At 71.6% G+C, this 20,696-nt stretch carries 19 protein-coding genes; 14 read left to right on the top strand and 5 right to left on the bottom strand.

Annotated elements, in window-relative coordinates; all coding sequences use genetic code 11:
• Window positions 1–17: 17 nt before the first annotated feature.
• Window positions 18–977, top strand: a complete 960-nt coding sequence (locus tag ACVWWH_RS04435; protein ID WP_457315772.1) for a CapA family protein — start codon at window positions 18–20, stop codon at window positions 975–977.
• Window positions 978–1,016: 39 nt separating this feature from the next.
• Here the strand turns inward: ACVWWH_RS04435 and ACVWWH_RS04430 are convergent, their stop codons facing one another.
• The gene (locus ACVWWH_RS04430) at window positions 1,017–1,679 is read right to left on the bottom strand and encodes a response regulator transcription factor (RefSeq protein WP_066501502.1); all 663 of its coding nucleotides are present in this window, start codon (window positions 1,677–1,679) and stop codon (window positions 1,017–1,019) included.
• A 78-nt stretch (window positions 1,680–1,757) separates the two neighbouring features.
• Here ACVWWH_RS04430 and ACVWWH_RS04425 point away from each other — a divergent pair, with 78 nt between their 5' ends.
• The 5 genes from ACVWWH_RS04425 to ACVWWH_RS04405 all read left to right on the top strand — a co-directional run bounded on the left by ACVWWH_RS04425 (window position 1,758) and on the right by ACVWWH_RS04405 (window position 5,408).
• Window positions 1,758–1,964, top strand: coding sequence for a hypothetical protein (locus tag ACVWWH_RS04425; RefSeq protein ID WP_457315771.1), 207 nt, complete (start codon window positions 1,758–1,760; stop codon window positions 1,962–1,964).
• Entirely contained in the window at window positions 1,961–2,197 is a 237-nt protein-coding gene (locus ACVWWH_RS04420) for a hypothetical protein (protein WP_457315770.1), read from the top strand. The genes ACVWWH_RS04425 and ACVWWH_RS04420 overlap by 4 nt, the downstream gene beginning before the upstream one ends.
• Window positions 2,198–2,327: 130 nt before the next feature.
• The gene (gene adh, locus ACVWWH_RS04415; protein WP_457315769.1) at window positions 2,328–3,851 is read left to right on the top strand and encodes an aldehyde dehydrogenase; all 1,524 of its coding nucleotides are present in this window, start codon (window positions 2,328–2,330) and stop codon (window positions 3,849–3,851) included.
• Between the two features lie 109 nt (window positions 3,852–3,960).
• Complete coding sequence (adhP, locus tag ACVWWH_RS04410) at window positions 3,961–5,004, top strand: alcohol dehydrogenase AdhP (RefSeq protein WP_457315768.1); 1,044 nt, start codon at window positions 3,961–3,963, stop codon at window positions 5,002–5,004.
• Window positions 5,004–5,408: a DUF779 domain-containing protein gene (locus tag ACVWWH_RS04405; protein ID WP_066501489.1), complete on the top strand. Its 405-nt coding sequence runs from the start codon at window positions 5,004–5,006 to the stop codon at window positions 5,406–5,408. The genes adhP and ACVWWH_RS04405 overlap by 1 nt, the downstream gene beginning before the upstream one ends.
• Before the next feature lie 85 nt (window positions 5,409–5,493).
• Here the strand turns inward: ACVWWH_RS04405 and ACVWWH_RS04400 are convergent, their stop codons facing one another.
• Complete coding sequence (locus tag ACVWWH_RS04400) at window positions 5,494–6,348, bottom strand: VanW family protein (protein ID WP_457315767.1); 855 nt, start codon at window positions 6,346–6,348, stop codon at window positions 5,494–5,496.
• A gap of 215 nt (window positions 6,349–6,563) precedes the next feature.
• Here ACVWWH_RS04400 and ACVWWH_RS04395 point away from each other — a divergent pair, with 215 nt between their 5' ends.
• Together ACVWWH_RS04395 and ACVWWH_RS04390 are read left to right on the top strand one after the other, a co-directional pair.
• Window positions 6,564–7,613: a glucose 1-dehydrogenase gene (locus ACVWWH_RS04395; RefSeq protein WP_457315766.1), complete on the top strand. Its 1,050-nt coding sequence runs from the start codon at window positions 6,564–6,566 to the stop codon at window positions 7,611–7,613.
• Window position 7,614: 1 nt separating this feature from the next.
• Complete coding sequence (locus ACVWWH_RS04390; RefSeq protein ID WP_457315765.1) at window positions 7,615–9,453, top strand: glycoside hydrolase family 15 protein; 1,839 nt, start codon at window positions 7,615–7,617, stop codon at window positions 9,451–9,453.
• A 124-nt stretch (window positions 9,454–9,577) separates the two neighbouring features.
• Here the strand turns inward: ACVWWH_RS04390 and ACVWWH_RS04385 are convergent, their stop codons facing one another.
• The 3 genes from ACVWWH_RS04385 to ACVWWH_RS04375 all read right to left on the bottom strand — a co-directional run bounded on the left by ACVWWH_RS04385 (window position 9,578) and on the right by ACVWWH_RS04375 (window position 12,970).
• Window positions 9,578–10,942, bottom strand: coding sequence for an MFS transporter (locus ACVWWH_RS04385; protein ID WP_447420312.1), 1,365 nt, complete (start codon window positions 10,940–10,942; stop codon window positions 9,578–9,580).
• Between the two features lie 79 nt (window positions 10,943–11,021).
• Complete coding sequence (locus ACVWWH_RS04380; protein ID WP_457315764.1) at window positions 11,022–11,996, bottom strand: LacI family DNA-binding transcriptional regulator; 975 nt, start codon at window positions 11,994–11,996, stop codon at window positions 11,022–11,024.
• Window positions 11,997–12,121: 125 nt separating this feature from the next.
• Entirely contained in the window at window positions 12,122–12,970 is an 849-nt protein-coding gene (locus tag ACVWWH_RS04375) for an IclR family transcriptional regulator (RefSeq protein ID WP_084249836.1), read from the bottom strand.
• 227 nt (window positions 12,971–13,197) lie between these two features.
• On the opposite strand from ACVWWH_RS04375, the gene ACVWWH_RS04370 reads away from it, so the two are divergent.
• From ACVWWH_RS04370 to ACVWWH_RS04345, 6 genes are all read left to right on the top strand, one after another.
• Window positions 13,198–14,523, top strand: a complete 1,326-nt coding sequence (locus tag ACVWWH_RS04370; protein ID WP_457315763.1) for an MFS transporter — start codon at window positions 13,198–13,200, stop codon at window positions 14,521–14,523.
• Window positions 14,520–15,791, top strand: coding sequence for a CaiB/BaiF CoA transferase family protein (locus tag ACVWWH_RS04365; protein WP_457315762.1), 1,272 nt, complete (start codon window positions 14,520–14,522; stop codon window positions 15,789–15,791). Before ACVWWH_RS04370 ends, ACVWWH_RS04365 begins: the two co-directional genes overlap by 4 nt.
• The gene (locus ACVWWH_RS04360) at window positions 15,788–16,555 is read left to right on the top strand and encodes an enoyl-CoA hydratase/isomerase family protein (RefSeq protein WP_457315761.1); all 768 of its coding nucleotides are present in this window, start codon (window positions 15,788–15,790) and stop codon (window positions 16,553–16,555) included. The genes ACVWWH_RS04365 and ACVWWH_RS04360 overlap by 4 nt, the downstream gene beginning before the upstream one ends.
• 97 nt (window positions 16,556–16,652) lie before the next feature.
• On the top strand, window positions 16,653–17,474 hold the full coding sequence (locus ACVWWH_RS04355) for an IclR family transcriptional regulator (protein WP_457315760.1): 822 nt from the start codon (window positions 16,653–16,655) through the stop codon (window positions 17,472–17,474).
• A gap of 47 nt (window positions 17,475–17,521) precedes the next feature.
• Window positions 17,522–18,427: a shikimate dehydrogenase gene (locus tag ACVWWH_RS04350; RefSeq protein WP_457315759.1), complete on the top strand. Its 906-nt coding sequence runs from the start codon at window positions 17,522–17,524 to the stop codon at window positions 18,425–18,427.
• On the top strand, window positions 18,427–20,427 hold the full coding sequence (locus ACVWWH_RS04345) for a TIM barrel protein (RefSeq protein ID WP_457315758.1): 2,001 nt from the start codon (window positions 18,427–18,429) through the stop codon (window positions 20,425–20,427). Before ACVWWH_RS04350 ends, ACVWWH_RS04345 begins: the two co-directional genes overlap by 1 nt.
• Window positions 20,428–20,696: the final 269 nt, after the last annotated feature.

The following is a 20,696-nucleotide window of genomic DNA, read 5'->3' as shown; positions in this document are numbered from 1 at the left end:
ACATGCGGATCGCGCTGGTGGGCGATATCATGCTCGGCCGCCTCGTGGACGAGCGGCTGCGCACGGCGCCGCCCGCCTCGGTCTGGGGAGACACCCTGCCAGTGCTCGCGGACGCGGACCTGCGCCTCGCCAACCTCGAGTGCGTCCTCGCCCGGGGCGGCTCGCCCTGGCCGGGCAAGGTCTTCCACTTCCGTTCCGCACCCCGCAATGTCGCGTGCCTGGCCGCGGCCCGCGTCGAGGCGGTCTCGCTCGCGAACAACCACACGCTCGACTTCGGTCCCGAGGCGCTGGGGGAGACCCTCGACCTCCTCGACGGCGCGGGCATCCGCCACGCCGGCGCGGGGTGGGACGACGACGCCGCGTGGGCACCCGCCGTCGTGCGTGCGGGAGGGCTCGACGTCGGCCTCGTCGCCTTCACCGACAACACCCCGGAGTGGGCCGCGGCCCCGCGGCGCGCGGGGGTGGCGTACGCCCCGGTGGACGCCGCGCATCCGCTCGGGCGCCGGCTCCGCGAGCTGGTCCGGGCCACGCGCGGCGCGGTGGACGTCCTCATCGTCTCGGCGCACTGGGGCGGCAACTGGGGCGCCGAGGTGCCCGCCGAGCACCGCGCCCTCGCGCACCTCCTCGTGGAGGACGGCGCCGACCTCGTCTTCGGCCACTCGCCGCACATCGTCCGGGGCATCGAGGTCCACCGCGGCCGCCTCATCATCTACGGCGCGGGCGACTTCATCGACGACTACGCGGTCGACCCGGTCGAGCGCAACGACCAGTCCTTCATCTTCGGCGTGGACTTCGACGGCGGCGGCGCTGCCGTGGGGCTCGCGCTCTGGCCGACCCTCATCGCAGACCGCCGCGCGATGCTCGCGGGCCGGTCCGGCCGCCCCATCGCCGCCCGGATGGAACGGCTGTGCGCCGCGCTCGGCACGCCGGCGGTGTGGGAGCCGGGCGAGGGGCGCCTGGCCCTGGCGCTCGCCTGACGCACGACGGCGGCCGGCCGCCGCGGGCTGCCGGGAAGCCTAGCGCTCTTCCCGCCCCGCCTCGTCGACCCGGATCCGTGCCCGGTCCGGGCGGAAGCCGTGCTCGATGCCCCACAGGATCGCCTGGCTCCGGTTCGTCACCCCGATCCGGCGGTAGCAGCTGCGGATGAACGTCTTGACGGAGTTGATGGAGAGGTGCGTCCTCTCGCAGATCTCCGCGTTGCCCAACCCCTGGGTGATGAGGGCCAGCACCTCGGCCTCGCGCGGGGTGAGACCCTCCGCCCGGCCCGGCCAGTCGCCGCGGACTCCGGTCCCCGCTCCGTCGGCCGGTGCCAGCGCCCGGAGCTCGCCGCGGTGCACAGCCTGGAGCGCCGAGACGAGGTGGCGCGCGGGGAGGCTCTTGGAGAGGTACGCCGTGGCCCCGTTGGCGAGCGCCGCCGAGACGAGGTCGGGGTCCAGATTCCACGAGTAGACCACCACCTTGCCCGCGAGCGGGTTGGCCGTGAGCCGGCGCACGGCCTCGCTGTCGCCCTGCGTGGCCGCGAAGGTGTCGTACAGGGTGAGGTCCACCGGCTGGCCCACGGTCCCGCTGAGGTCCACCTCGACGACCTGGATGGCGTCCCGGTACTCCCGCAGCATGCTGACCAGGCCCTGTGCGACCACTTCGTAGTCGTTCACCAGCGCCGCGCGAATCGCACCCATAACCCCTCACTCTACGCGTCCCCACTTCACCCTTGGGGGTGAAGACAGACTTGTCTGTCCCCCACTAGCGTGGACCCCATGTTGCAGATGCCAGCCGAAAAGGACCACGCCACCGTCCGCGAACTCATCGTCGAGCTCGCCGAAGTGGAGGATGCCCTGCGCCAGGCGGGCGCCCGCGGGACGCTCGGAGCCGCCGAAGCCCTGGCCGAGCGCGAGCAGGAGATCGTCGCCGCACTGCACCAGCGCGGCCTCCCGTTCCACGCCCAGGGGGCAGACCGCACGTGAGTTCCCCTGACGCCCAGAGGGTCATCGCCAGGGACGGCGGGATGGAGGTCCACGGGTACGCCGTGGCATCCGGCGGCGGTCGCATCTACGTCGTCTGGGAGGTCGCCTCCGGGCGGCGCCGGCAGCGCAGCTTCAACGCCGAGTCGGTGTTCGTTCCGGGGACCACGCTGCCGTGGGCGGGTGTGCCCATTCCCGTCGGGCAGCTCAGCGGCCCGTACCGCATCCGCCGCTGACCCGGGGGCGCCGCAGCCCGCCACCCGGCTGTGATCCACGCCACAGGCGTGCAACCCGCCTGCAACCCCTCCGCTCCTACGCTCACTGCAACGCCGGTCCACCGGCACCAGGAGACAAGGGAGTTTCGCCATGACCGTCTACGCCTTCCCCGGCACCGAAGGATCCAAGGTCACCTTCAAGGACCGCTACGAGAACTACATCGGCGGCGAGTGGGTCGCCCCCGTCGGCGGGGAGTACTTCGAGAACATCACCCCGGTCACCGGAAAGGTGTTCTGCGAGGTCGCGCGCTCGCAGGCCGCGGACATCGAGCTCGCCCTCGACGCCGCCCACAAGGCCGCCCCCGGCTGGGGCAAGACCTCCGTGGCCGTGCGCGCGCTCATCCTGCACCGCATCGCGGACCGCATCGAGGAGAACCTCGAGCTGCTCGCCGTGGCCGAGACGTGGGACAACGGCAAGCCCGTCCGCGAGACCCTGGCCGCGGACCTGCCGCTCGCCGTCGACCACTTCCGTTACTACGCCGGCGCCATCCGCGCCCAGGAGGGCTCGCTCTCCCAGATCGACGAGAACACCACCGCCTACCACTTCCACGAGCCGCTCGGCGTGGTCGGGCAGATCATCCCGTGGAACTTTCCGCTGCTCATGGCCACGTGGAAGCTCGCCCCCGCCCTGGCGGCCGGCAACGCAGTGGTCCTCAAGCCGGCCGAGCAGACCCCGGCGAGCGTCCTCGTCCTCGCCGAGCTGATCGGCGACCTCCTCCCGGCCGGGGTGCTCAACATCGTCAACGGCTTCGGCGTCGAGGCCGGCAAGCCGCTCGCCTCGAGCCCCCGGATCCGCAAGATCGCCTTCACCGGCGAGACCACCACGGGCCGGCTCATCATGCAGTACGCGTCCCAGAACCTCATCCCCGTCACCCTCGAGCTCGGCGGCAAGAGCCCGAACATCTTCTTCGACGACGTCGCCGCGAAGGACGACGCCTTCTACGACAAGGCCCAGGAGGGCTTCACGCTCTTCGCCCTCAACCAGGGCGAGGTCTGCACCTGCCCGTCCCGGGCGCTCATCCAGGAGGGCATCTACGAGCGGTTCCTCGGCGACGTGGTCGAGCGGACCCGTGCCATCAAGCAGGGCAACCCGCTGGACACCGAGACGATGATCGGCGCGCAGGCCTCCAACGACCAGCTCGAGAAGATCCTCTCCTACATCGAGATCGGCAAGGCCGAGGGCGCCAAGGTCCTCACCGGCGGCCGCCGCGCCGAGCTGCCCGGCGAGCTCGCGGGCGGCTACTACGTCGAGCCCACCGTGTTCGAGGGCAACAACAGGATGCGCATCTTCCAGGAGGAGATCTTCGGCCCCGTCGTCTCGGTCACGAAGTTCTCCGACTACGAGGAGGCCCTCGAGATCGCCAACGACACCCTCTACGGCCTCGGCGCCGGCGTCTGGTCCCGCGACGGCAACACCGCCTACCGCGCCGGCCGCGACATCCAGGCCGGCCGCGTGTGGGTGAACAACTACCACGCCTACCCCGCGCACGCCGCGTTCGGCGGGTACAAGTCCTCCGGCATCGGCCGTGAGACCCACCTCATGATGCTCGAGCACTACCAGCAGACCAAGAACCTGCTCGTCTCCTACGCCGAGTCCAAGCTCGGCTTCTTCTAGGCCGTACCCCGTCCCCACCGCGGGACGCACGACGGCGGCGACCCGCCGCCGTCGTGCGTCCCGCCTCCCGCACCCCTCACCACCCCCCGCCATGCAAAGGAGCATGACCATGACCGCTGCCATCCCCGAGACCTTCCGGGCCGCCGTCGTCCACGACTTCGGCACGGAACTGACCATCGACGACCTGCAGGTCCCCGCGCCGGGCCCCGGCCAGGCGCTCGTGAAGCTCATCTCGAGCGGCGTCTGCCACACCGACCTCCACGCGGCCCAGGGCGACTGGCCCGTCAAGCCCAAGCTGCCGCTCGTGCCCGGCCACGAGGGCGTGGGCACCGTCGTCGCCCTCGGCGAGGGCGTCAGCGACATCACTGATATCCGGATAGGTGACCTCATCGGCAACGCGTGGCTGTGGAGCGCGTGCGGCGCCTGCCAGTACTGCCGCACCGGCTGGGAGACCCTGTGCGAGGCGCAGCAGAACGGCGGCTACGGGGTGGACGGCTCGTTCGGGCAGTACATGCTCGTCGACGCCAAGTTCGCCGCCCGCATCCCTGAGGGCTCGGACCCGTACGAGGTCGCGCCGGTCCTGTGCGCCGGGGTGACCGTGTACAAGGGCCTCAAGCAGACCGAGGTCCGGCCGGGCGAGTGGGTCGTCGTCTCCGGCATCGGCGGCCTGGGCCACATCGCGGTGCAGTACGCGGTCGCGATGGGCATGCGCGTCGCGGCCGTCGACGTCGCGGACGAGAAGCTGGCCCTCGCGAGGAAGCACGGCGCCGAGGTGACCGTCAACGCGTTCGCCGAGGACCCGGCGTCGGCCATCCAGGAGGCCACCGGCGGCGCCCACGGCGTCCTCGTCACCGCCGTCCACCCGGCCGCGTTCGGCCAGGCGATCGGCATGACGCGGCGCGGCGGGACCATCGTGTTCAACGGCCTGCCCCCGGGCGACTTCCCGGCGCCCATCTTCGACATCGTCCTCAAGGGCCTCACGATCCGCGGCTCGATCGTCGGCACGCGGCAGGACCTCGAGGAGGCGCTCGACTTCTACGCGCGCGGCCTCATCCACCCCACGTTCCACACCCGGGACCTGGAGGAGATCAACCAGGTCTTCGACGAGATGCACCACGCCAAGATCGACGGCCGCGTGGTCATCAAGTACTGATGGCCACCGAGCACGAGGCAGCCCTCGCGGCACGGCCGGCGCTGCCCGGGGAGGACTTCTCCCGGGTCGCGCTGACCGCGCCCGCGCTGGCCCTCCTGGACACCCTCTGGGAGCGCCACGGGCCGCTGATGTTCCACCAGTCCGGCGGGTGCTGCGACGGGTCGGCGCCCATGTGCTACCCGGCCGGGGAGTTCCTCACGGGCGACGCGGACGTCCTCCTGGGCGTCTTCGATGTGCCCGGGCGCGGGGAGCTGCCCTTCTGGATGTCCCGGGAGCAGTTCGGGTACTGGTCCCACACCCGTCTCACCGTGGACGTGGTGGCGGGGCGGGGGAGCGGCTTCTCGCTCGAGGCCCCCGAGGGCAAGCGGTTCCTCATCCGCAGCGAGATCCTGGACATCCCCTAGGGCGTGTCCCTTCCTGCGCGCCCGGGGCCGCCCGTAGTGGGCACGGACGGACGGGCTCGGGCGCAGGCCAGGGCCCGGGCGCAGATCAGCGGGCCTCGGCGGTGGCGCCCGTGGGGCGCTCGTCGAGGATCGGGAAGCGGATCAGCTCCTCCGGGTAGCAGACCAGCGCCGTGGTGGTGGACACGTGCTGCCGCAGCACCTCGAGCCCGGTCCGCTTGTCCCGCGCGGTCCGGTAGATGGAGTTGTGCCGGTAGACGTTGCCGTCCTTCCGGAAGAAGCAGGAATCCTGCTCGTGGACGTGGTACTTGAGCGGGAGGGGCGCTTCCGCGCGGAGCTCCCCGGAGAGGTACTCAGCTCCGGCCGAGACCCGGAGCTGGAAGGTCTGCGAGGTCGGGTTCCGGAACCGGTAGTCCAGGTAGTTGTACACAATGGACGTGCCCGTGCCGAACGGAATCTGGCGATTGAAGTCCGGGAAGAGGTCGAGCCCCGAGTGGTGGTGGTGCTCCACGATCTCCAACGGCGTGTGCAGCACCATCCAATGGATCAGGTTGGTGAACTGGCACATCCCGCCGCCGATCCCGCTCGCGGCCCGGTCGTGGTCGATCGTGAGGCCCTCCTTGTAGCCGCGCCGCGCGCTCACCGGCCCGACCAGATTCCAGAACGAGAACACCTCGCCGGGCCGGATCAGCACGCCGTCCACCTTCGGCGCGATGGACAGGCTCACGGCCTTGTTCTCCTGCAGCTCCGGATTGACGTTGCCCAGGCGTCTGCGGATCAGGGAGCTGTGCCGGTACACCACCGCCGGGAGGTCTGCCACATCGCGGGTCCGCGCCAGGTGCAGGGTCGGCCGCAGGTCACTCACGTTCCGCAGGAACCTGCCCTTCGCCACGGAGATGCGGTACGTGACGGGGTGGATCTCGCCGAATAGCCTGCGCGCCATGGTCCACCTCGTCCTGCTGCTGGCGATGATAGCCCCAGCATACGAGCTCCCCGCGCCGGATCCGGGCGGAGACACCCGGCCGGGAGCCGGCTGGGTATTGCCTCGGCGTGCGCTCAGAATCCGTTTCGGGGTCCCCGCGCGCGGGAAGGCTTTCCACGACAGCGGAGAAGTTCAGCACAGCGAGAAGTTCAGCGAGCGCGTGGAAGGTGAACCCCGTGAAGGCTTTGGGCGTACGGCCGGGTGTGAAGGATTCCCTCGAGCTGCTGCAGGTGGACGCGCCGGGGGAGGCGGAGGGCAGCGTGCTCGTGGAGGTGATCGCCGTCGGCCTCTGCGGGACGGACAAGGAGATCGTCTCCGGCGAGTACGGGGAGGCGCCGGCCGGCAGCGACCACCTCATCCTCGGCCATGAGAACCTCGGCCGTGTCGTCTCGGCCCCCGAGGGCTCCGGCCTGGCGGAGGGCGACCTCGTGGTGGGCATCGTGCGCCGTCCCGACCCGGAGCCGTGCGCGGCGTGCGCAAAGGGCCAGTGGGACATGTGCCGCAACGGCAAGTACACGGAGCACGGCATCAAGGGCCTGCACGGATTCGCCCGCGAGCAGTACCGCGCCGAGCCGGATGCCCTCGTCAAGCTCGACCCCGCGCTCGAGGGCGTGGGCGTCCTGCTCGAGCCGACCACCATCGTGGCGAAGGCCTGGCAGCATACGGAGGCGATCGGGCAGCGGGCGTTCTTCGACCCCAAGGTCGCGGTCGTGACCGGAGCCGGGCCGGTGGGGCTGCTCGCCGCACTGCTCGGAGTCCAGCGCGGCCTCGAAGTGCACGTCTTCGACCAGGTGGAGGACGGCCCCAAGCCGGACCTCGTCAAGGCCCTCGGTGCCACGTACCACACGGACACGCTGACCGACTCGGGGGTCCTCGCGGACGTCCTCATCGAGTGCACCGGCGTACCGTCAGTCGTCATGGAGACCATCACCAAGCACGGCCTCGACGCCGTCACCTGCCTCACCGGCGTCTCGTCCACGGGCAAGCGCCTCCCGGTCGACGTCGGAGCGGCGAACCGTGAGGCGGTGCTCGGCAACGACGTCGTCTTCGGCTCCGTCAACGCCAACCGCGGCCACTACGAGGCCGCCGCAGAGGCGCTGAAGAAGGCCGACGGCGACTGGCTGGCCCGGCTGATCACCCGCCGCGTGCCGCTGGACGACTTCGGGAAGGCCTTCGAGCGCCAGGAGGACGACGTGAAGGTCGTCCTCGACGTCCAGGGAGCCTGACATGCCGCGGATCGAGGACTACGCGCTGATCGGCGACCTCCACACGGCGGCGCTGGTGGGCATGGACGGCTCCATCGACTGGCTGTGCCTGCCGCACTTCGACTCGCCGGCTTGCTTCGCCTCCCTGCTGGCCGACCCCGAGGCGGGGCGGTGGATCATCGCCCCGGACGGCGCCTCGAGGTGCACCCGCCGCCAGTACCGCGAGGGCACCCTCGTTCTCGAGACGGAGTGGGAGACCGAGGACGGCGCCGTCCGGGTCATCGACTTCATGCCTCCGCGCGACGGCGTGGCGGACGTGGTCCGGGTCGTCGAGGGCGTCCGCGGGACGGTCACGATGCAGACCGAGCTCGTCCTCAGGTTCGACTACGGGCACGTCGTCCCCTGGGTGCGCCGCACGGAGAGGGGCCTGCACGCCGTCGCCGGCCCCGACTCCGTCTACCTGGCCAGCACCGTCACCCTCCACGGCGCGCACTTCCGCACCACGGGGGAGTTCACCGTCTCGGCAGGCGAGAGGGAGACCTTTGTCCTCACGTGGGGTCCGAGCCACGAGTCCCGCCCTCGGGCCGTGGACGCGGAGAAGGCCCTGCAGCGGACCATGGACTACTGGGAGCAGTGGACGGCGCGGAGCCAGGCGACCGGGGCGTACCGCGAGGCGATCCAGCGCTCGCTGATCACCCTCAAGGCGCTGACGTACATGCCTACGGGCGGGATCGTCGCGGCCGCGACGACGTCCCTGCCGGAGCAGATCGGCGGCCCCCGCAACTGGGACTACCGCTACTGCTGGCTCCGCGACGCGACGTGGACGCTGCAGTCCCTCATGGCGGGCGGGTACACCGACGAGGCCGCGGCATGGCGGGACTGGCTGCTGCGCGCGGTGGCCGGTGACCCGGCCGACCTGCAGATCATGTATTCGCTCCACGGGGCAAGGCGACTGCCGGAGGCCGAGCTCGACTGGCTGCCCGGCTTCGAGCGGTCTTCCCCCGTGCGGATCGGGAACGCCGCTGCGGGGCAGTTCCAGCTGGACGTGTGGGGCGAGGTCTTGGACGGCCTCGCCCTGACCCGCAACACCCTCTCCGACGACGGCGACGAGTCCTGGGACCTGCAGATCGCCATCATGGAGCACCTGGAGAAGATCTGGGACCAGCCGGACAACGGCCTGTGGGAGATGCGCGGGCCGCGCCGGCACTTCACCCACTCGAAGGTCATGGCCTGGGTGGCCGCAGACCGCATGGTCAAGGGCGTCGAGGAGGACGGCCTTCCCGGCCCCCTGGACCGGTGGCGCGAGCTGCGGGACCGGATCCACGCCGACGTGCTCGAGCACGGCTTCGACGCGAAGCGCAACACCTTCGTCCAGTCCTACGGCAGCGACCAGCTCGACGCGAGCCTGCTCCTCATCCCGCGCGTCGGCTTCCTCCCGCACGATGACCCCCGGGTGATCGGCACCATCGAGGCCATCCAGCGCGACCTCACGCAGGACGGGTTCGTGCTGAGGTACCAGCCCGAGAGCAGCGACGACGGGCTCCCCGGGCGTGAGGGCATCTTCGTCGCATGCTCCTTCTGGCTCGTCGAGGCGCTCCTCGGGGCCGGGCGGGGCGACGAGGCCGAGAAGCTGTTCTGCCGGCTCCTCGAGCTGCGCAACGACGTGGGCCTGCTGAGCGAGGAATGGGACCCGGACGCGCGCCGCCAGCTGGGCAACACGCCCCAGGCGTTCAGCCACTTCGCGCTCATCACCACCGCGATGCAGCTGCACCACGGCGGCGCCCACGGCAGCAACGCGCCCGTGGAGGGGCACAAGCGCCGTCGGCGCCCCCAGAAGGACCCGGCATCGACAGGGACCTGACCCCGCGTCGGGGGAGACCTGACCCCGCGTTGGAGAAAAGGTGACCCCGCGTCGGCATCTGCCGACGCGGGGTCACGTCTTTGCTATCCCGGGGTCAGGTCTGGCCTATCGCGGGGTCAGATCCCTACTTGGAGCCGCGCACCGGGTTGCCGAGCTCGTGGATCGGCGTGCGGTAGGTCTCGCGGGCCCAGATGGCACCGATGAGGGCGAGGATCGTGGAGCCGGCCACGATCCAGGCCGCCGGGCCCCAGTTCGCCGCGACCTTGCCGACGAGGGCGGTGCCGAGCAGCGGGGTGAAGCCGGCGCAGAGGATGCCGATCTGGAGGCCCACGGCCATGCCCGAGTAGCGGACGCGGACGTTGAACAGCTCCGCGAACCACGCCGGGTAGATGGCGTTGGACATCGCGTAGGTGCCGGCCGTGATGAGGGTCGAGATCACGAAGATCAGCGGGATGTTCGCGGTCGAGATCGCCCAGAAGTACACGAAGATCAGAACCGTGGAGCCGCTGATGCCGGCGATGAAGATCGGCTTGCGGCCGAACTTGTCCGCGAACATCGCGGAGAGCGGCTGGGTGGCGATGGCGAGCACGTTGCCGACGATGCTGACCCACAGCATGGTCTGGGCGTTGATGCCCACCGAGACGGCGTAGGCGAGGCCGAAGGACTGCATGAACGTGTTCGTCACGGTCTCGAAGGACATGAGGGCCACCTGGATGAACTGCGCCGGGTGGGTCTTGAGCATGTCGAGGAAGGGCACCTTGACCAGCTCGTGGTGCTGGGCCTTCTCCTCGAAGACGATGGGCTCCTCAAGCGTGCGCCGGACGAGGAAGGCGACGATGAGGACCACGATCGAGGACCAGAACGGGATCCTCCAGCCCCAGGCGAGGCGGTCCGCGTTGGACATCGCGGCGACGGGGAGGAACACGAGGGAGGCCAGGACGATGCCCGTGGAGATGCCGCTCATCGAGAACGACGGGAAGAAGGCGCGGCGCCCGACGGGCGACTCCTCCATGGTCAGGGCCGAGGCCCCGGCCGTCTCGGCACCGGCCGAGAGGCCTTGCAGCAGGCGGAGGGCCACGAGCAGGACCGGCGCGAGGTAGCCGACGGCGTGGAAGTCCGGGAGCGCGCCGATGAGGAAGGTCGAGGCGCCCATGAGCACGAGCGTGAGCACGAGGGTGTTCTTGCGTCCGATCCGGTCGCCGAGGTGCCCGAAGACGATCGCGCCGAAGGGCCGCGCCACGTAGGCCACGCCGAACGTGGCGAACGAGGAGATCTGCGCGACCACCGGGTCGCCGGCGGGGAAGAAGATCTTGGAGAACACGAGGGACGCCGCGGTCGCGTACACGAAGAAGTCGTAGTACTCGAGGGCACCGCCGAGGAAGGCGGCGAGGGCGGCCTTCTTGGCCCGCCGGACGCGGCGCGTCTGCTCCTCGGGGGTTGCGATGTCGGGGTCGACGATGCCGGACGGCGTGTCGGAGTAGCTGCTCATGAGCTCGTCTTTCGTCACTGAAGGCGGAACGGATGGGGGGTGGTACGGCAGGGGAGCCGACCGGAGCGGTGCGGGCCGGTCAGGCGAGCGCCGGGGCGGGGCCAGTGCTGTCGCGGACCACGAGGTCCCCGGACAGGTGGACCGTGCTGGCCGGGCGGTCGGGGTCACCGATGCGCTCGGTCAGCATGCGGAGGGCGACGGCGCCGCCCCGCTCGTACGGTGTGTTCACCGTGGTCAGGGTGGGACGGGAGGCGGAGGCGAGCCAGACGTCGTCGAACCCGACGACGCTGACGTCCTTGCCCACGCGGACCGCGCGGTCCGCGAGTCGGTTCATGCACCCGAAGGCCATGAGGTCGTTGTGGGCGATCACCGCGGTGACGGGCTCGGCGAGGACCAGGTCCGCCCCCCGCACCCCGGCGATGTAGGTCGGTTCGGCATGGGTGAGCACGCGCAGGGTGACGCCGAGGTGGTCGGCGGCCTCCTCCGCGGCGGCCAGGCGGACCCGGGAGGTGTAGTTGTCCTCCCAGCTCGCGAGGTACGCGATGGCCCGGTGGCCGAGGGCCGCAAGGTGCTCGACCGCCTGGCGGGCCCCCTCCGGTGCGGAGAGGATCACCGAGGGCAGGCCCTCGACCACGTGGTTGATGAGCACCACGGGGGAGACGGCGTCGAGCGCGTGGATGCGGGCGGCGTCGAGCCTCGGGGCGAAGACGATCGCGCCGTCCACCCGCCCGATGATCCGCTCGAGCTCCTCGGCATCGGCCTCGGGATCGTCGTCGCCGTCGACCATGATGAGCGAGAGCGACTGCCTGCGGCACGCGGACTGGATGGCGCGCACGAGCGGCGGGTAGTAGGGGTTGGAGATGTCCGGGATGTACAGCGCCACGGTGCCGGTGGACTCGGCCTTCGCCGGCGCGGCGCTGTAGCCCAGCTGTGCGGCTACGGCCAGCACCCGCTCACGGGTCTCGGCGTTGACCGAGTCGGGGCGGGTGAAGGACCGCGAGACCGTGGACTTGGAGACGCCGGCGGCGCTGGCGATGTCAGCGATCGTCGCCATCGGGACCTCCTCGTTCCGGTTCGCACCTCTTGTGGCCGCCATCACAGCGACCACTCAAGAGTGACATCGTTTCTGCAACGCGTCAAGCTGTTGCAGAAATTCTCTGGAACGGTGCAGCGAGGCGCTCAGGTCCCCGCCGCGGAGAGCCGCCCGGCGCGCGCGGGAGGAGCGGCGGCGGCCCGCGCGGCGGTCGGGTGCGGCTCCGGGGGCCGGTAGCCCATGGCCTGGCTCGCCTCCCGGGCGGCGCGTGCCACGGCGGGACCGAGCCGCTCGACGTCGTCCGGCCCGACCCGCTGCACCGGGAAGCCGACGCCCAGCACGGCCGCGAGCTCCCCCGTGTGGCTGTAGACCGGGGCGCTGATGGAGCCCACGTCGCTGTTGCGCTCGCCGAAGGCGGCGAAGAAGCCCTGCGAGCGGGCGAGTTCGACCTGCTCGTCCAGCTGCTCCCAGCTGTCCGGGGTGTGGGTGGTGAAACGCGTCAGCTCGGCGTCCTGGATCGCGGCCCTGGCCTCGGGATCGAACGCGAGGAAGATCTTCCCCGGGGCGCCGGCGTGGATGGGCATCACTTGGCCCACGTAGAAGGGCCGCATGACCACGTGCCGGGTCTCGGCCACGGAGACCACGGTGCGGTGCGCGCCGTCGCGCACGTAGAGGCAGGCCGTCTCCCCGGTCTCGTCCCGCAGGGCGTGGAGGATGGGCCGCACCGTGCGGACGATGTCCAGGCCGATCGTGCCCGGCGTGGCCCACCGCACCAGCTGGATCCCGATCCGGTACGTGTCGCCGTCCTTGTCGAGGAAGCCCTCGCGCACCATGTTCTGCACGAGGCGCTGGCACGTGCTCGCGGGCAGGCCCGTGCCCCGGATGATCTGCTGCAGCGTGGGCTCGGGCGCCTCCGCCGAGAAACAGTCCAGGATCGCCGAGACTTTCGCGAGCACCAGGAGAGGTGCGCCCACGCTGCCCGATTCCCTTGCCATCACTGCGATGCCCTCCTTCATGCTTCAGCCGCAGCCGCCGTGGCCCAGCTCACATTCTCTCGGGAAAAAGCGTTGACATGCCGTTTGTTCAACCCGGAATATGGGTACGCAAATCACAATACGGGTTTCGCAGCTCGAAGACGAGCACAGGAGCGCTTGCAGACGAGCCGGGAGATCGCCCCGAAGACAGGGCCCACTGGACCCCGCATCATGCCAATGGAGGACTGATGAGTGTTCAAGCAGTAACCCGCGAACAGGCCGTGCGCCGAGCCACCTACGCGAGCGTGGTGGGCACCACGATCGAGTGGTACGACTTCTTCCTCTACGGCACGGCTGCCGCCCTCGTGTTCCCGCACCTGTTCTTCCCGGGCGGGGACAACTTCGCCGGGATTATCGCCGCCTTCGGCACCCAGTTCGTCGGCTTCGTGGCGCGCCCCGTCGGCGCGGCGATCTTCGGCCACTACGGCGACCGGATCGGGCGCAAGACCACACTCATGGTCACCCTGTTCCTCATGGCCTTCGGCACCGTGCTGATCGGCATTCTGCCCACCTACCAGGCCATCGGCGTCTGGGCCCCGATCCTCCTGACGGTGCTGCGCATCATCCAGGGCATCGGCGTGGGCGGCGAGTGGGGCGGCTCCGTCCTCATCGCCATGGAGTGGGGCCACCAGGAGCGCCGCGGCCTCTCGGCCAGCTGGCCGCAGATGGGCGTCCCGCTGGGCCTCGTGCTCTCGACCGGCCTGGTCCGCATAACCTCCGGCGCCACCGGCGCGGACTTCTCCGCCTGGGGCTGGCGCGTCCCGTTCCTGCTGAGCATCATCCTCGTCGGCGTCGGCCTGTTCGTGCGGCTCCGCGTGGTGGAGAGCCCGGAGTTCGAGGCAGTCCGCAAGCAGGACAAGGTGGTCCGGGTCCCGCTGGTCGAGGCGATCCGCCGCCAGCCCAAGGAGATCCTCCTGACCGCCCTCGTGCGCACCTCGGAGCAGGCGCCGTTCTACCTGTTCATTACGTTCGTCATCACCTACGCGACCAAGCAGCTGAAGTTCAACAGCGATGCGATCCTCGTGGACACCCTCATCGCCGCGGCCCTCGGGCTCATCAGCATCCCGGTGTTCGGCAGGCTCTCCGACCGGTTCGGCAGGAAGCTCGTCTACGGCATCGGCGTGGTCCTCACGGCGGCGTACGCCTTCCCGTACTTCGGCCTCATGAACACCGGCAATGCGCTCTTCATCGGCATCGCCGTGGTGGTGAGCCTGATCTTCCACGACATCCAGTACGGGCCCCAGGCCGCGCTCATCGCCGAGAGCTTCGATGCCGACATCCGGTACACCGGAGCGGGCCTCGGCTACCAGCTCGCGAGCGTGATCGCCGGCGGTCCCGCCCCGCTCATCGCCGCCGCCCTGCTGGCGGGCACGGGCAGCTCGACCGCGATCTCGATCTACATCATCCTCTGCGCCGTGGTCAGCATGGCCGCGCTCCTGCTCCTCCCGAGCCGGCGCACGGCGGGTGCCGCCGCCCCGGCGGCCCGGTCGCACAAGTCGATGAGGCACGCGTGACGGTGTACGAGGCGGGCGTCCGCCCCGGCGCTGCGCCCGGGTCCGTTCCTGGCGCCGCGCCCGGGCCGGCGTCCGGGGCGGAGGGCCCGCTGCGGGACCTCGTGGTGCTGGACCTGAGCCGGATCCTCTCCGGCCCGTTCGCCACGATGACGCTCGCGGACCTCGGCGCGGACGTGATCAAGGTCGAGCAGCCCGGCCACGGCGACGACACGCGGCAGTGGGGCCCGCCCTTCCAGGGGGAGGAGGCGGCCTACTACCTCTCCGTGAACCGCAACAAGCGCAGCTTGGCCGTGGACCTGAAGTCTGCGGAAGGCCTCGCCGCCGTCCGCCGGCTCGCCCGCCGCGCGGACGTGGTGGTCGAGAACTTCCGCCCGGGCACCGCGCAGCGGCTCGGCCTCGGCTACGAGGACCTCGCCGCCGAGAACCCGGGCCTCATCTACGCCTCGATCAGCGGCTACGGCCAGACCGGGCCCGAGGCCTCCCGCGCCGGCTACGACGCGATCGCCCAGGCCCGCAGCGGGATCATGAGCGTCACCGGCGAGGAGGACGGACCGCCTGTGCGCGTGGGCATGAGCGGCTCCGACCTCATCGCGGGGACGTGGGCCGTGATCGGGATCCTCGCGGCCCTGCACGAGCGCGACCGCACGGGCCGCGGCCAGTGGGTGGACATCAGCCTGCTCGACGGCTCCGTTTCCTGGCTCACCTACGTTGCCAGCGGCTACTTCGCCAGCGGGGACGTCCCGAAGCGCTACGGCTCGGCCCACCCGACCATCGCCCCCTACCAGGCCTTCCCCACCCGGGACGGCTGGATCATGATCGCCGTGGGGAACGACGGGCTCTGGCGCCGGTTCACCGACGCCGTGGGCCGGCCCGAACTCGCCGAGGACCCCCGCTTCCGCGCCAACCCGCTCCGCGTGGCCCACCGCGACGAGCTGATCCCCCTCCTCGAGGAGATCCTCCGGACGCGGCCGACGGCGGACTGGCTCGCCGCGCTCGACGCCGCCGGCGTCCCCGTGGGCCCGATCCAGACCGTCGCCGAGGCGGTCCGGGACCCGCAGGTCCTCGCCCGGGGCATGGTCGCCGAGGTCGAGCACCCCACCGCGGGGCCGCTCAAGACCCTGGCCTGCCCCGTCCGGCTCACCCGCACCCCCGCCACCGTGCGGATGCCCCCGCCCCTGCTCGGCCAGCACAGCGACGAGGTGCTCGCGGGGCTCGGCTATAGCGAGGACGACCTCGAGCGCCTGCACGCCACGGGGGCGCTCGGATGACGGGCGTCGCGGTGCAGGCCGCGGACGTGACGGTCGACGACGACGGCTCGCTCGCCGTCGTGACGTTCGGCACCGGGCGGCGCCTCAACGCGCTGCGGACGGAGCACTGGGAGGCCCTCGCCCAGGCGGCCGCCTCCCTGGCCGGCCGCAGCGGGCTCCGCGCCGTGGTGCTGCGCGGCCGCGGGGGCGTGTTCTGCGCCGGCTCCGACCTGCGCGAGTGGGAGCACGCCCCGATGGCCGAGGTGGACCGCAGCTTCTGGCAGCTCGAGCAGGCGCTGCGGGCCATCGAGGACCTGCCCATGCCCACGGTGGCGGTCATCGAGGGCGTGGCCGCGGGCGGCGGCTGCCAGCTCGCGCTCGCCTGCGACCTGCAGATCACCGCCGCCACCGCGCAGGTGGGCATGCCCATCTCCCGGCTCGGAATCCTGCCCTCGGCCTCCTTCGCCGCCCGCATGGCCCTGCGCATCGGGCCGTCGCGGACCAAGGACCTGCTCTACGGCGGCCGGATGCTCAGCGGGGAGGAGGCGCACCGGATCGGCCTGGTGAGCACGCTCGTGGCGGACACAGAGGTCGACGCGGAGCTCGGGCGCGTCCTGGCCCAGTGGGCCGAGCTCGCCCCCGCGTCCCTGCGCGCGGCGAAGGCCGCCGTGGACCGCGGGCTGCAGCCGCTCACCGGCCCCGCACGGCGGGAGCCGCCGGGGCCGGCCGTCGACGCGGAGGACTTCCCGCCACGCATCGCCGCCTTCTTCGACCGGCGGAGGTGAGGGCCCGCGCCGACCCGACCACGCGGCGTCGTCCGCCTCCAATTGCCACAAAGCGAATGGCGTTGCCACGATGTGAAAATCATGCGACCATCGGTGCATGACCTCCATCACGTCCGACGACGCCGCTGACGCCGCCGTCGGCGACGAGAAGCGCGGAAAGACCGACATGGTGGGCAAGGCGCTGAGCCTGCTCACCATGCTCGGCGACGCCCCCGGCGCCACGACGGCGGCGGACCTCTCCCGCCGCGCCGACCTGCCGTTCAGCACCGCGTACCGGCTCCTGCAGTCGCTCCAGCGCGCGGGGTTCGTGGACTTCGAGCCGGAGGGCAAGAAGTACAGCCTCGGCCTGCGCGTGTTCCAGCTCGGCCTGTACGTCTCCAACAGCCTCGGTTTCGCGGGCACCGCCACGCCCGTGCTCGAGCGGCTCACCGAGGCCACCGGCGAGGCGAGCATCCTGGCGGTCCTCGACAACGACCGCTTCCTCACCGTCGCCAAGGTGGACGGCCCCAAGGCCTTCCGCGTCACGAGCGATCCCGGCTACCGCGGCCACCTCCACTGCTCGGCGTTCGGCAAGGCGCTCATCGCCTTCGCCCCGGCCGAGGAGCGCGAGCACCTCATGGACTCGGTGGACCTCGTGCCCGTCGCGCCGAGGACCATCACGGACCGCGAGGCGTTCCGCGCCGAGATCGGGCGCGTGCGCGCCCAGGGCTACGCCGTCATGGACGAGGAGAACGAGGTGGGTATGCGCGCCATCGCCGTGCCCGTCCTCGCGGTCTCCGGGGACGGCGAGCCGCGCGCCCTCGCGGCCATCGCCTGCTCCGCCCCGACCGTCCGCATGGGCGTCGGCGAGCTCATCGACCAGCTCCCCGCCCTCCAGCAGGCCGCCGAGGAGCTCGCGGCCCGCCTGCCCCGCAGCTGAGCGGCCCCCGCCGCACCGCCTCCCGCCCGAGACTGAAGGAATCCGAAGTGAGCCTGCCCACCGAGTCGTACCTGATCGGCCTGATCGGGGACGGCGTCACCCCGTCCCTCACCCCCGCAATGCACGAGCGCGAGGGGGCCGCGCACGGGCTCCTCTACCTCTACCGGCCCATCGACCTGGCCGCGCTCGGGCTCCCGCCCGAGAGCGTCGGCGAGCTCGTCCGGGCGGCCGGGAACCTCGGCTACAACGGCCTGAACATCACGCACCCCTGCAAGCAGCTGGTCATCGAACACCTCGACGAGGTGGACGAGAACGCCGCCCGGCTTGGCGCCGTGAACACCGTGGTGATCGGCACGGACGGGCGCACCGTGGGGCACAACACCGACTTCTCCGGCTTCCTCACCGCGTTCCGCACAGGCCTGCCCGACGCCGCGCTCGGCCACGTGGTCCAGCTGGGCGCTGGCGGCGCGGGCTCCGCGGTCGCCTACGCCCTCCTCACCGCGGGCGTCGAGCACCTCACCATCGTGGACATCGACCCGGTCCGCGCCGAGGGCCGCGCCTCCGAGCTGTCCGCGCTCTTCCCCGGCGCGTCCGTCACGGCGGGCACGACGGCGGCCCTCGCCTCGCTGCTCGCGGAGGCCGACGGCGTCGTGCACTGCACCCCCGTGGGGATGGCCGCGCACCCGGGCACGCCCTTCGACACCGCGCTGCTGACGCCGCGGCACTGGGTCGCGGACATCGTCTACCGGCCCATCGAGACCCAGCTGGTGCGCGAGGCCCGCGCCCTCGGCTGCCGCGTGCTCGACGGCGGCCGCATGGCCGTGGGCCAGGCCGTGGACGCGTTCCGGATCTTCACGGGCCTCGAGCCGGACGCCGAGCGGATGCGCGCCCACTTCCTCGGGCTCATCGAGGAGGAGAACCGGCGCGAGGCGCTTGCGGCGGGGGCCGCCTGATGCGCACCGGGATCGCGACCGTCTGCCTGTCCGGCACGCTCGAGGAGAAGCTCCGCGCGGCCGCGAAGGCGGGGTTCGGCGGCATCGAGATCTTCGAGACGGACCTCGTCACCTCGCCCCTGAGCCCGGAGCACGTGCGCGCCCTGGCCGCGGACCTCGGCCTCGGCCTGGACCTCTACCAGCCCTTCCGGGACTTCGACTCCGTGCCCGAGGAGCTCTACCGGGCCAACCTGCGCCGCGCCGAGGCGAAGTTCCGCCTCATGGGCCGGCTCGGGATGGACACGGTCCTCGTGTGCTCGAATGTCGCCACCGCGAGCATCGACGACGACGCCCTGCGCGCCGAGCAGCTCCACGGCCTGGCAGAGCTCGCCGCGCGCCACGGGGTCAAGGTCGCCTACGAGGCCCTCGCGTGGGGCACGTACGTCAACGACTACGAGCACGCATGGAAGATCGTGGCCGACGCAGACCACCCCAACCTCGGCACGTGCCTGGACACGTTCCACATCCTCTCCCGCGGCTGGGACACCGAGCCGATCGAGAAGATCCCGGGCGAGAAGATCTTCTTCGTCCAGGTCGCCGACGCCCCCAAGCTCTCCATGGACGTGCTCTCGTGGAGCCGCCACTACCGCGTGTTCCCGGGGGAGGGGCAGTTCGACCTGCCCAAGTTCCTCGGGCATGTAGCACGGGCGGGCTACAACGGGCCGGTGTCGCTCGAGGTCTTCAACGACACCTTCCGCCAGGCCGACGTGGAGCGCACCGCCGTGGACGCGATGCGCTCCCTCATCTGGCTCGAGGAGCGCACCGCGCGGCACCTCGCCGCCGAGGCCGCGGGGCGCGGCGCCGGCGCGCCGTCGCCGGCCGAGCTCGCCCGGGCCTCCCGCGCCTACGCCATGCCCCTCACCACGCTCCCGCAGGTCGCCCCGCCCACCGGCATCAACTTCGCCGAGGTCATCGCGGCCGAGGGCGCCCCCCGCACCGCCGAGCTCGAGCGGCTCCTGGCCCAGCTCGGCTTCGCCTCCCGGGGCGAGCACCGCACCAAGCCCGTCTCGCTGTGGACCCTCGGCGACGCCCGGATCGTGCTCAACCGGCAGCAGGCCCGCGGGCTCGAGCCGGCCATCTCCGCGCTGGGCTTCGACGTCGAGGACGGCGTCGCCGCGGCCGCGCGGGCCGTGCAGCTGCGGGCCGTCCCTGTGCCGCGGCCGTCCCAGGCCAACGAGGAGATCCTCCAGGCCGTCAACGCCCCGGACGGCACCGAGGTCTTCCTCTGCGAGGACACCCGCTGGGTCGCCGAGTTCGGCGAGGACCAGGCCGGCGCCCCGGCGGAAGGCGGGGGGACGGACGACGGCGAGCGGTCGCCGTCGTCCGCCGGAACCGGCTCCGCGGGCCAGACTTCCGCGGGCCAGACTTCCGGCGGAGCCGGCACGGCGCGGATCGACCACATCAACCTCGCCCAGCCGTGGCAGCACTTCGACGAGGCCGTGCTGTTCTACTCCTCGGTGCTCGCGCTCACGCCCGAGGCGTCGCAGGACGTCTCGAGTCCGTCGGGGCTCGTGCGCTCCCAGGTCATGCAGACGGCGGACCGGCCGGGTGGAAGGGCCGTGCGGCTCGCGCTGAACCTGGCGCCGTGGATCCAGTCGGACTCGGTCAAGGGCGCGCGGACGGACACGTTCCAGGAGCACGTGGCGATCGAGGTGGACGACCTCGTGGCGCACGCCCGGGCGTGCCGGGGCCGCGGTCTGCCGTTCCTGCCGATCCCCGAGAACTACTACGAGGACCTCGACGCGCGGTACGACCTCGAGCCCGCGTTCCTCGCGACCCTGCGCGAGCTGGACCTGCTCTACGACCGGGACGCCCGGGGCGCGTTCCTGCACTTCTACACCGCGAGCGTGGGCAGCGTGTTCTTCGAGGTGGTGCAGCGGCTCGGCGGGTACGACGGCTTCGGCGCCCCCAACGCGCCCGTGCGGCACGCCGTGCAGCACGCGGCGCGGCACGGGGGCTGAGGAAGGGCGCGCCGGCAGGCCGCTCGGTGTCGCCGCTGCCGCACGTGCGCGCAGGCTTCCCCACAGGCATAGCGGTCGAGGCACGGACTCGCCGGTAAGCCGTGGCGACGCCCGGTCCCCAGCCCCGGCGCTCCGGGGAAGCCTGCGTCAGGTCGCGGGTGGGACGGTAGGCGTTCCGATGGCCGAGCCCGGGAGCACCTGCCCCTGGCCCCGACGCTCCAGCTCGAAGTGCCCTCGCACCATCGCGCGCGCAGGGGTCCCGATCGGCG

This window comes from Sinomonas sp. RB5, from assembly GCF_054063535.1.
Note: the sequence above shows the minus strand (reverse complement) of the source record. Positions and strands in the feature narration are given on the sequence as shown.

What these genes read in the sequence shown, in the direction of transcription:
- ACVWWH_RS04385 (WP_447420312.1), bottom strand. Translation starts at nt 10,942, where the DNA reads ATGAGCAGCTACTCCGACACGCCGTCCGGCATCGTCGACCCCGACATC.
- ACVWWH_RS04355 (WP_457315760.1), top strand. Translation starts at nt 16,653, where the DNA reads ATGACCTCCATCACGTCCGACGACGCCGCTGACGCCGCCGTCGGCGAC.
- ACVWWH_RS04370 (WP_457315763.1), top strand. Translation starts at nt 13,198, where the DNA reads ATGAGTGTTCAAGCAGTAACCCGCGAACAGGCCGTGCGCCGAGCCACC.
- ACVWWH_RS04360 (WP_457315761.1), top strand. Translation starts at nt 15,788, where the DNA reads ATGACGGGCGTCGCGGTGCAGGCCGCGGACGTGACGGTCGACGACGAC.
- ACVWWH_RS04400 (WP_457315767.1), bottom strand. Translation starts at nt 6,348, where the DNA reads ATGGCGCGCAGGCTATTCGGCGAGATCCACCCCGTCACGTACCGCATC.
- ACVWWH_RS04425 (WP_457315771.1), top strand. Translation starts at nt 1,758, where the DNA reads ATGTTGCAGATGCCAGCCGAAAAGGACCACGCCACCGTCCGCGAACTC.
- ACVWWH_RS04375 (WP_084249836.1), bottom strand. Translation starts at nt 12,970, where the DNA reads ATGGCAAGGGAATCGGGCAGCGTGGGCGCACCTCTCCTGGTGCTCGCG.
- ACVWWH_RS04345 (WP_457315758.1), top strand. Translation starts at nt 18,427, where the DNA reads ATGCGCACCGGGATCGCGACCGTCTGCCTGTCCGGCACGCTCGAGGAG.
- ACVWWH_RS04430 (WP_066501502.1), bottom strand. Translation starts at nt 1,679, where the DNA reads ATGGGTGCGATTCGCGCGGCGCTGGTGAACGACTACGAAGTGGTCGCA.
- ACVWWH_RS04405 (WP_066501489.1), top strand. Translation starts at nt 5,004, where the DNA reads ATGGCCACCGAGCACGAGGCAGCCCTCGCGGCACGGCCGGCGCTGCCC.
- adh (WP_457315769.1), top strand. Translation starts at nt 2,328, where the DNA reads ATGACCGTCTACGCCTTCCCCGGCACCGAAGGATCCAAGGTCACCTTC.
- ACVWWH_RS04380 (WP_457315764.1), bottom strand. Translation starts at nt 11,996, where the DNA reads ATGGCGACGATCGCTGACATCGCCAGCGCCGCCGGCGTCTCCAAGTCC.
- adhP (WP_457315768.1), top strand. Translation starts at nt 3,961, where the DNA reads ATGACCGCTGCCATCCCCGAGACCTTCCGGGCCGCCGTCGTCCACGAC.
- ACVWWH_RS04390 (WP_457315765.1), top strand. Translation starts at nt 7,615, where the DNA reads ATGCCGCGGATCGAGGACTACGCGCTGATCGGCGACCTCCACACGGCG.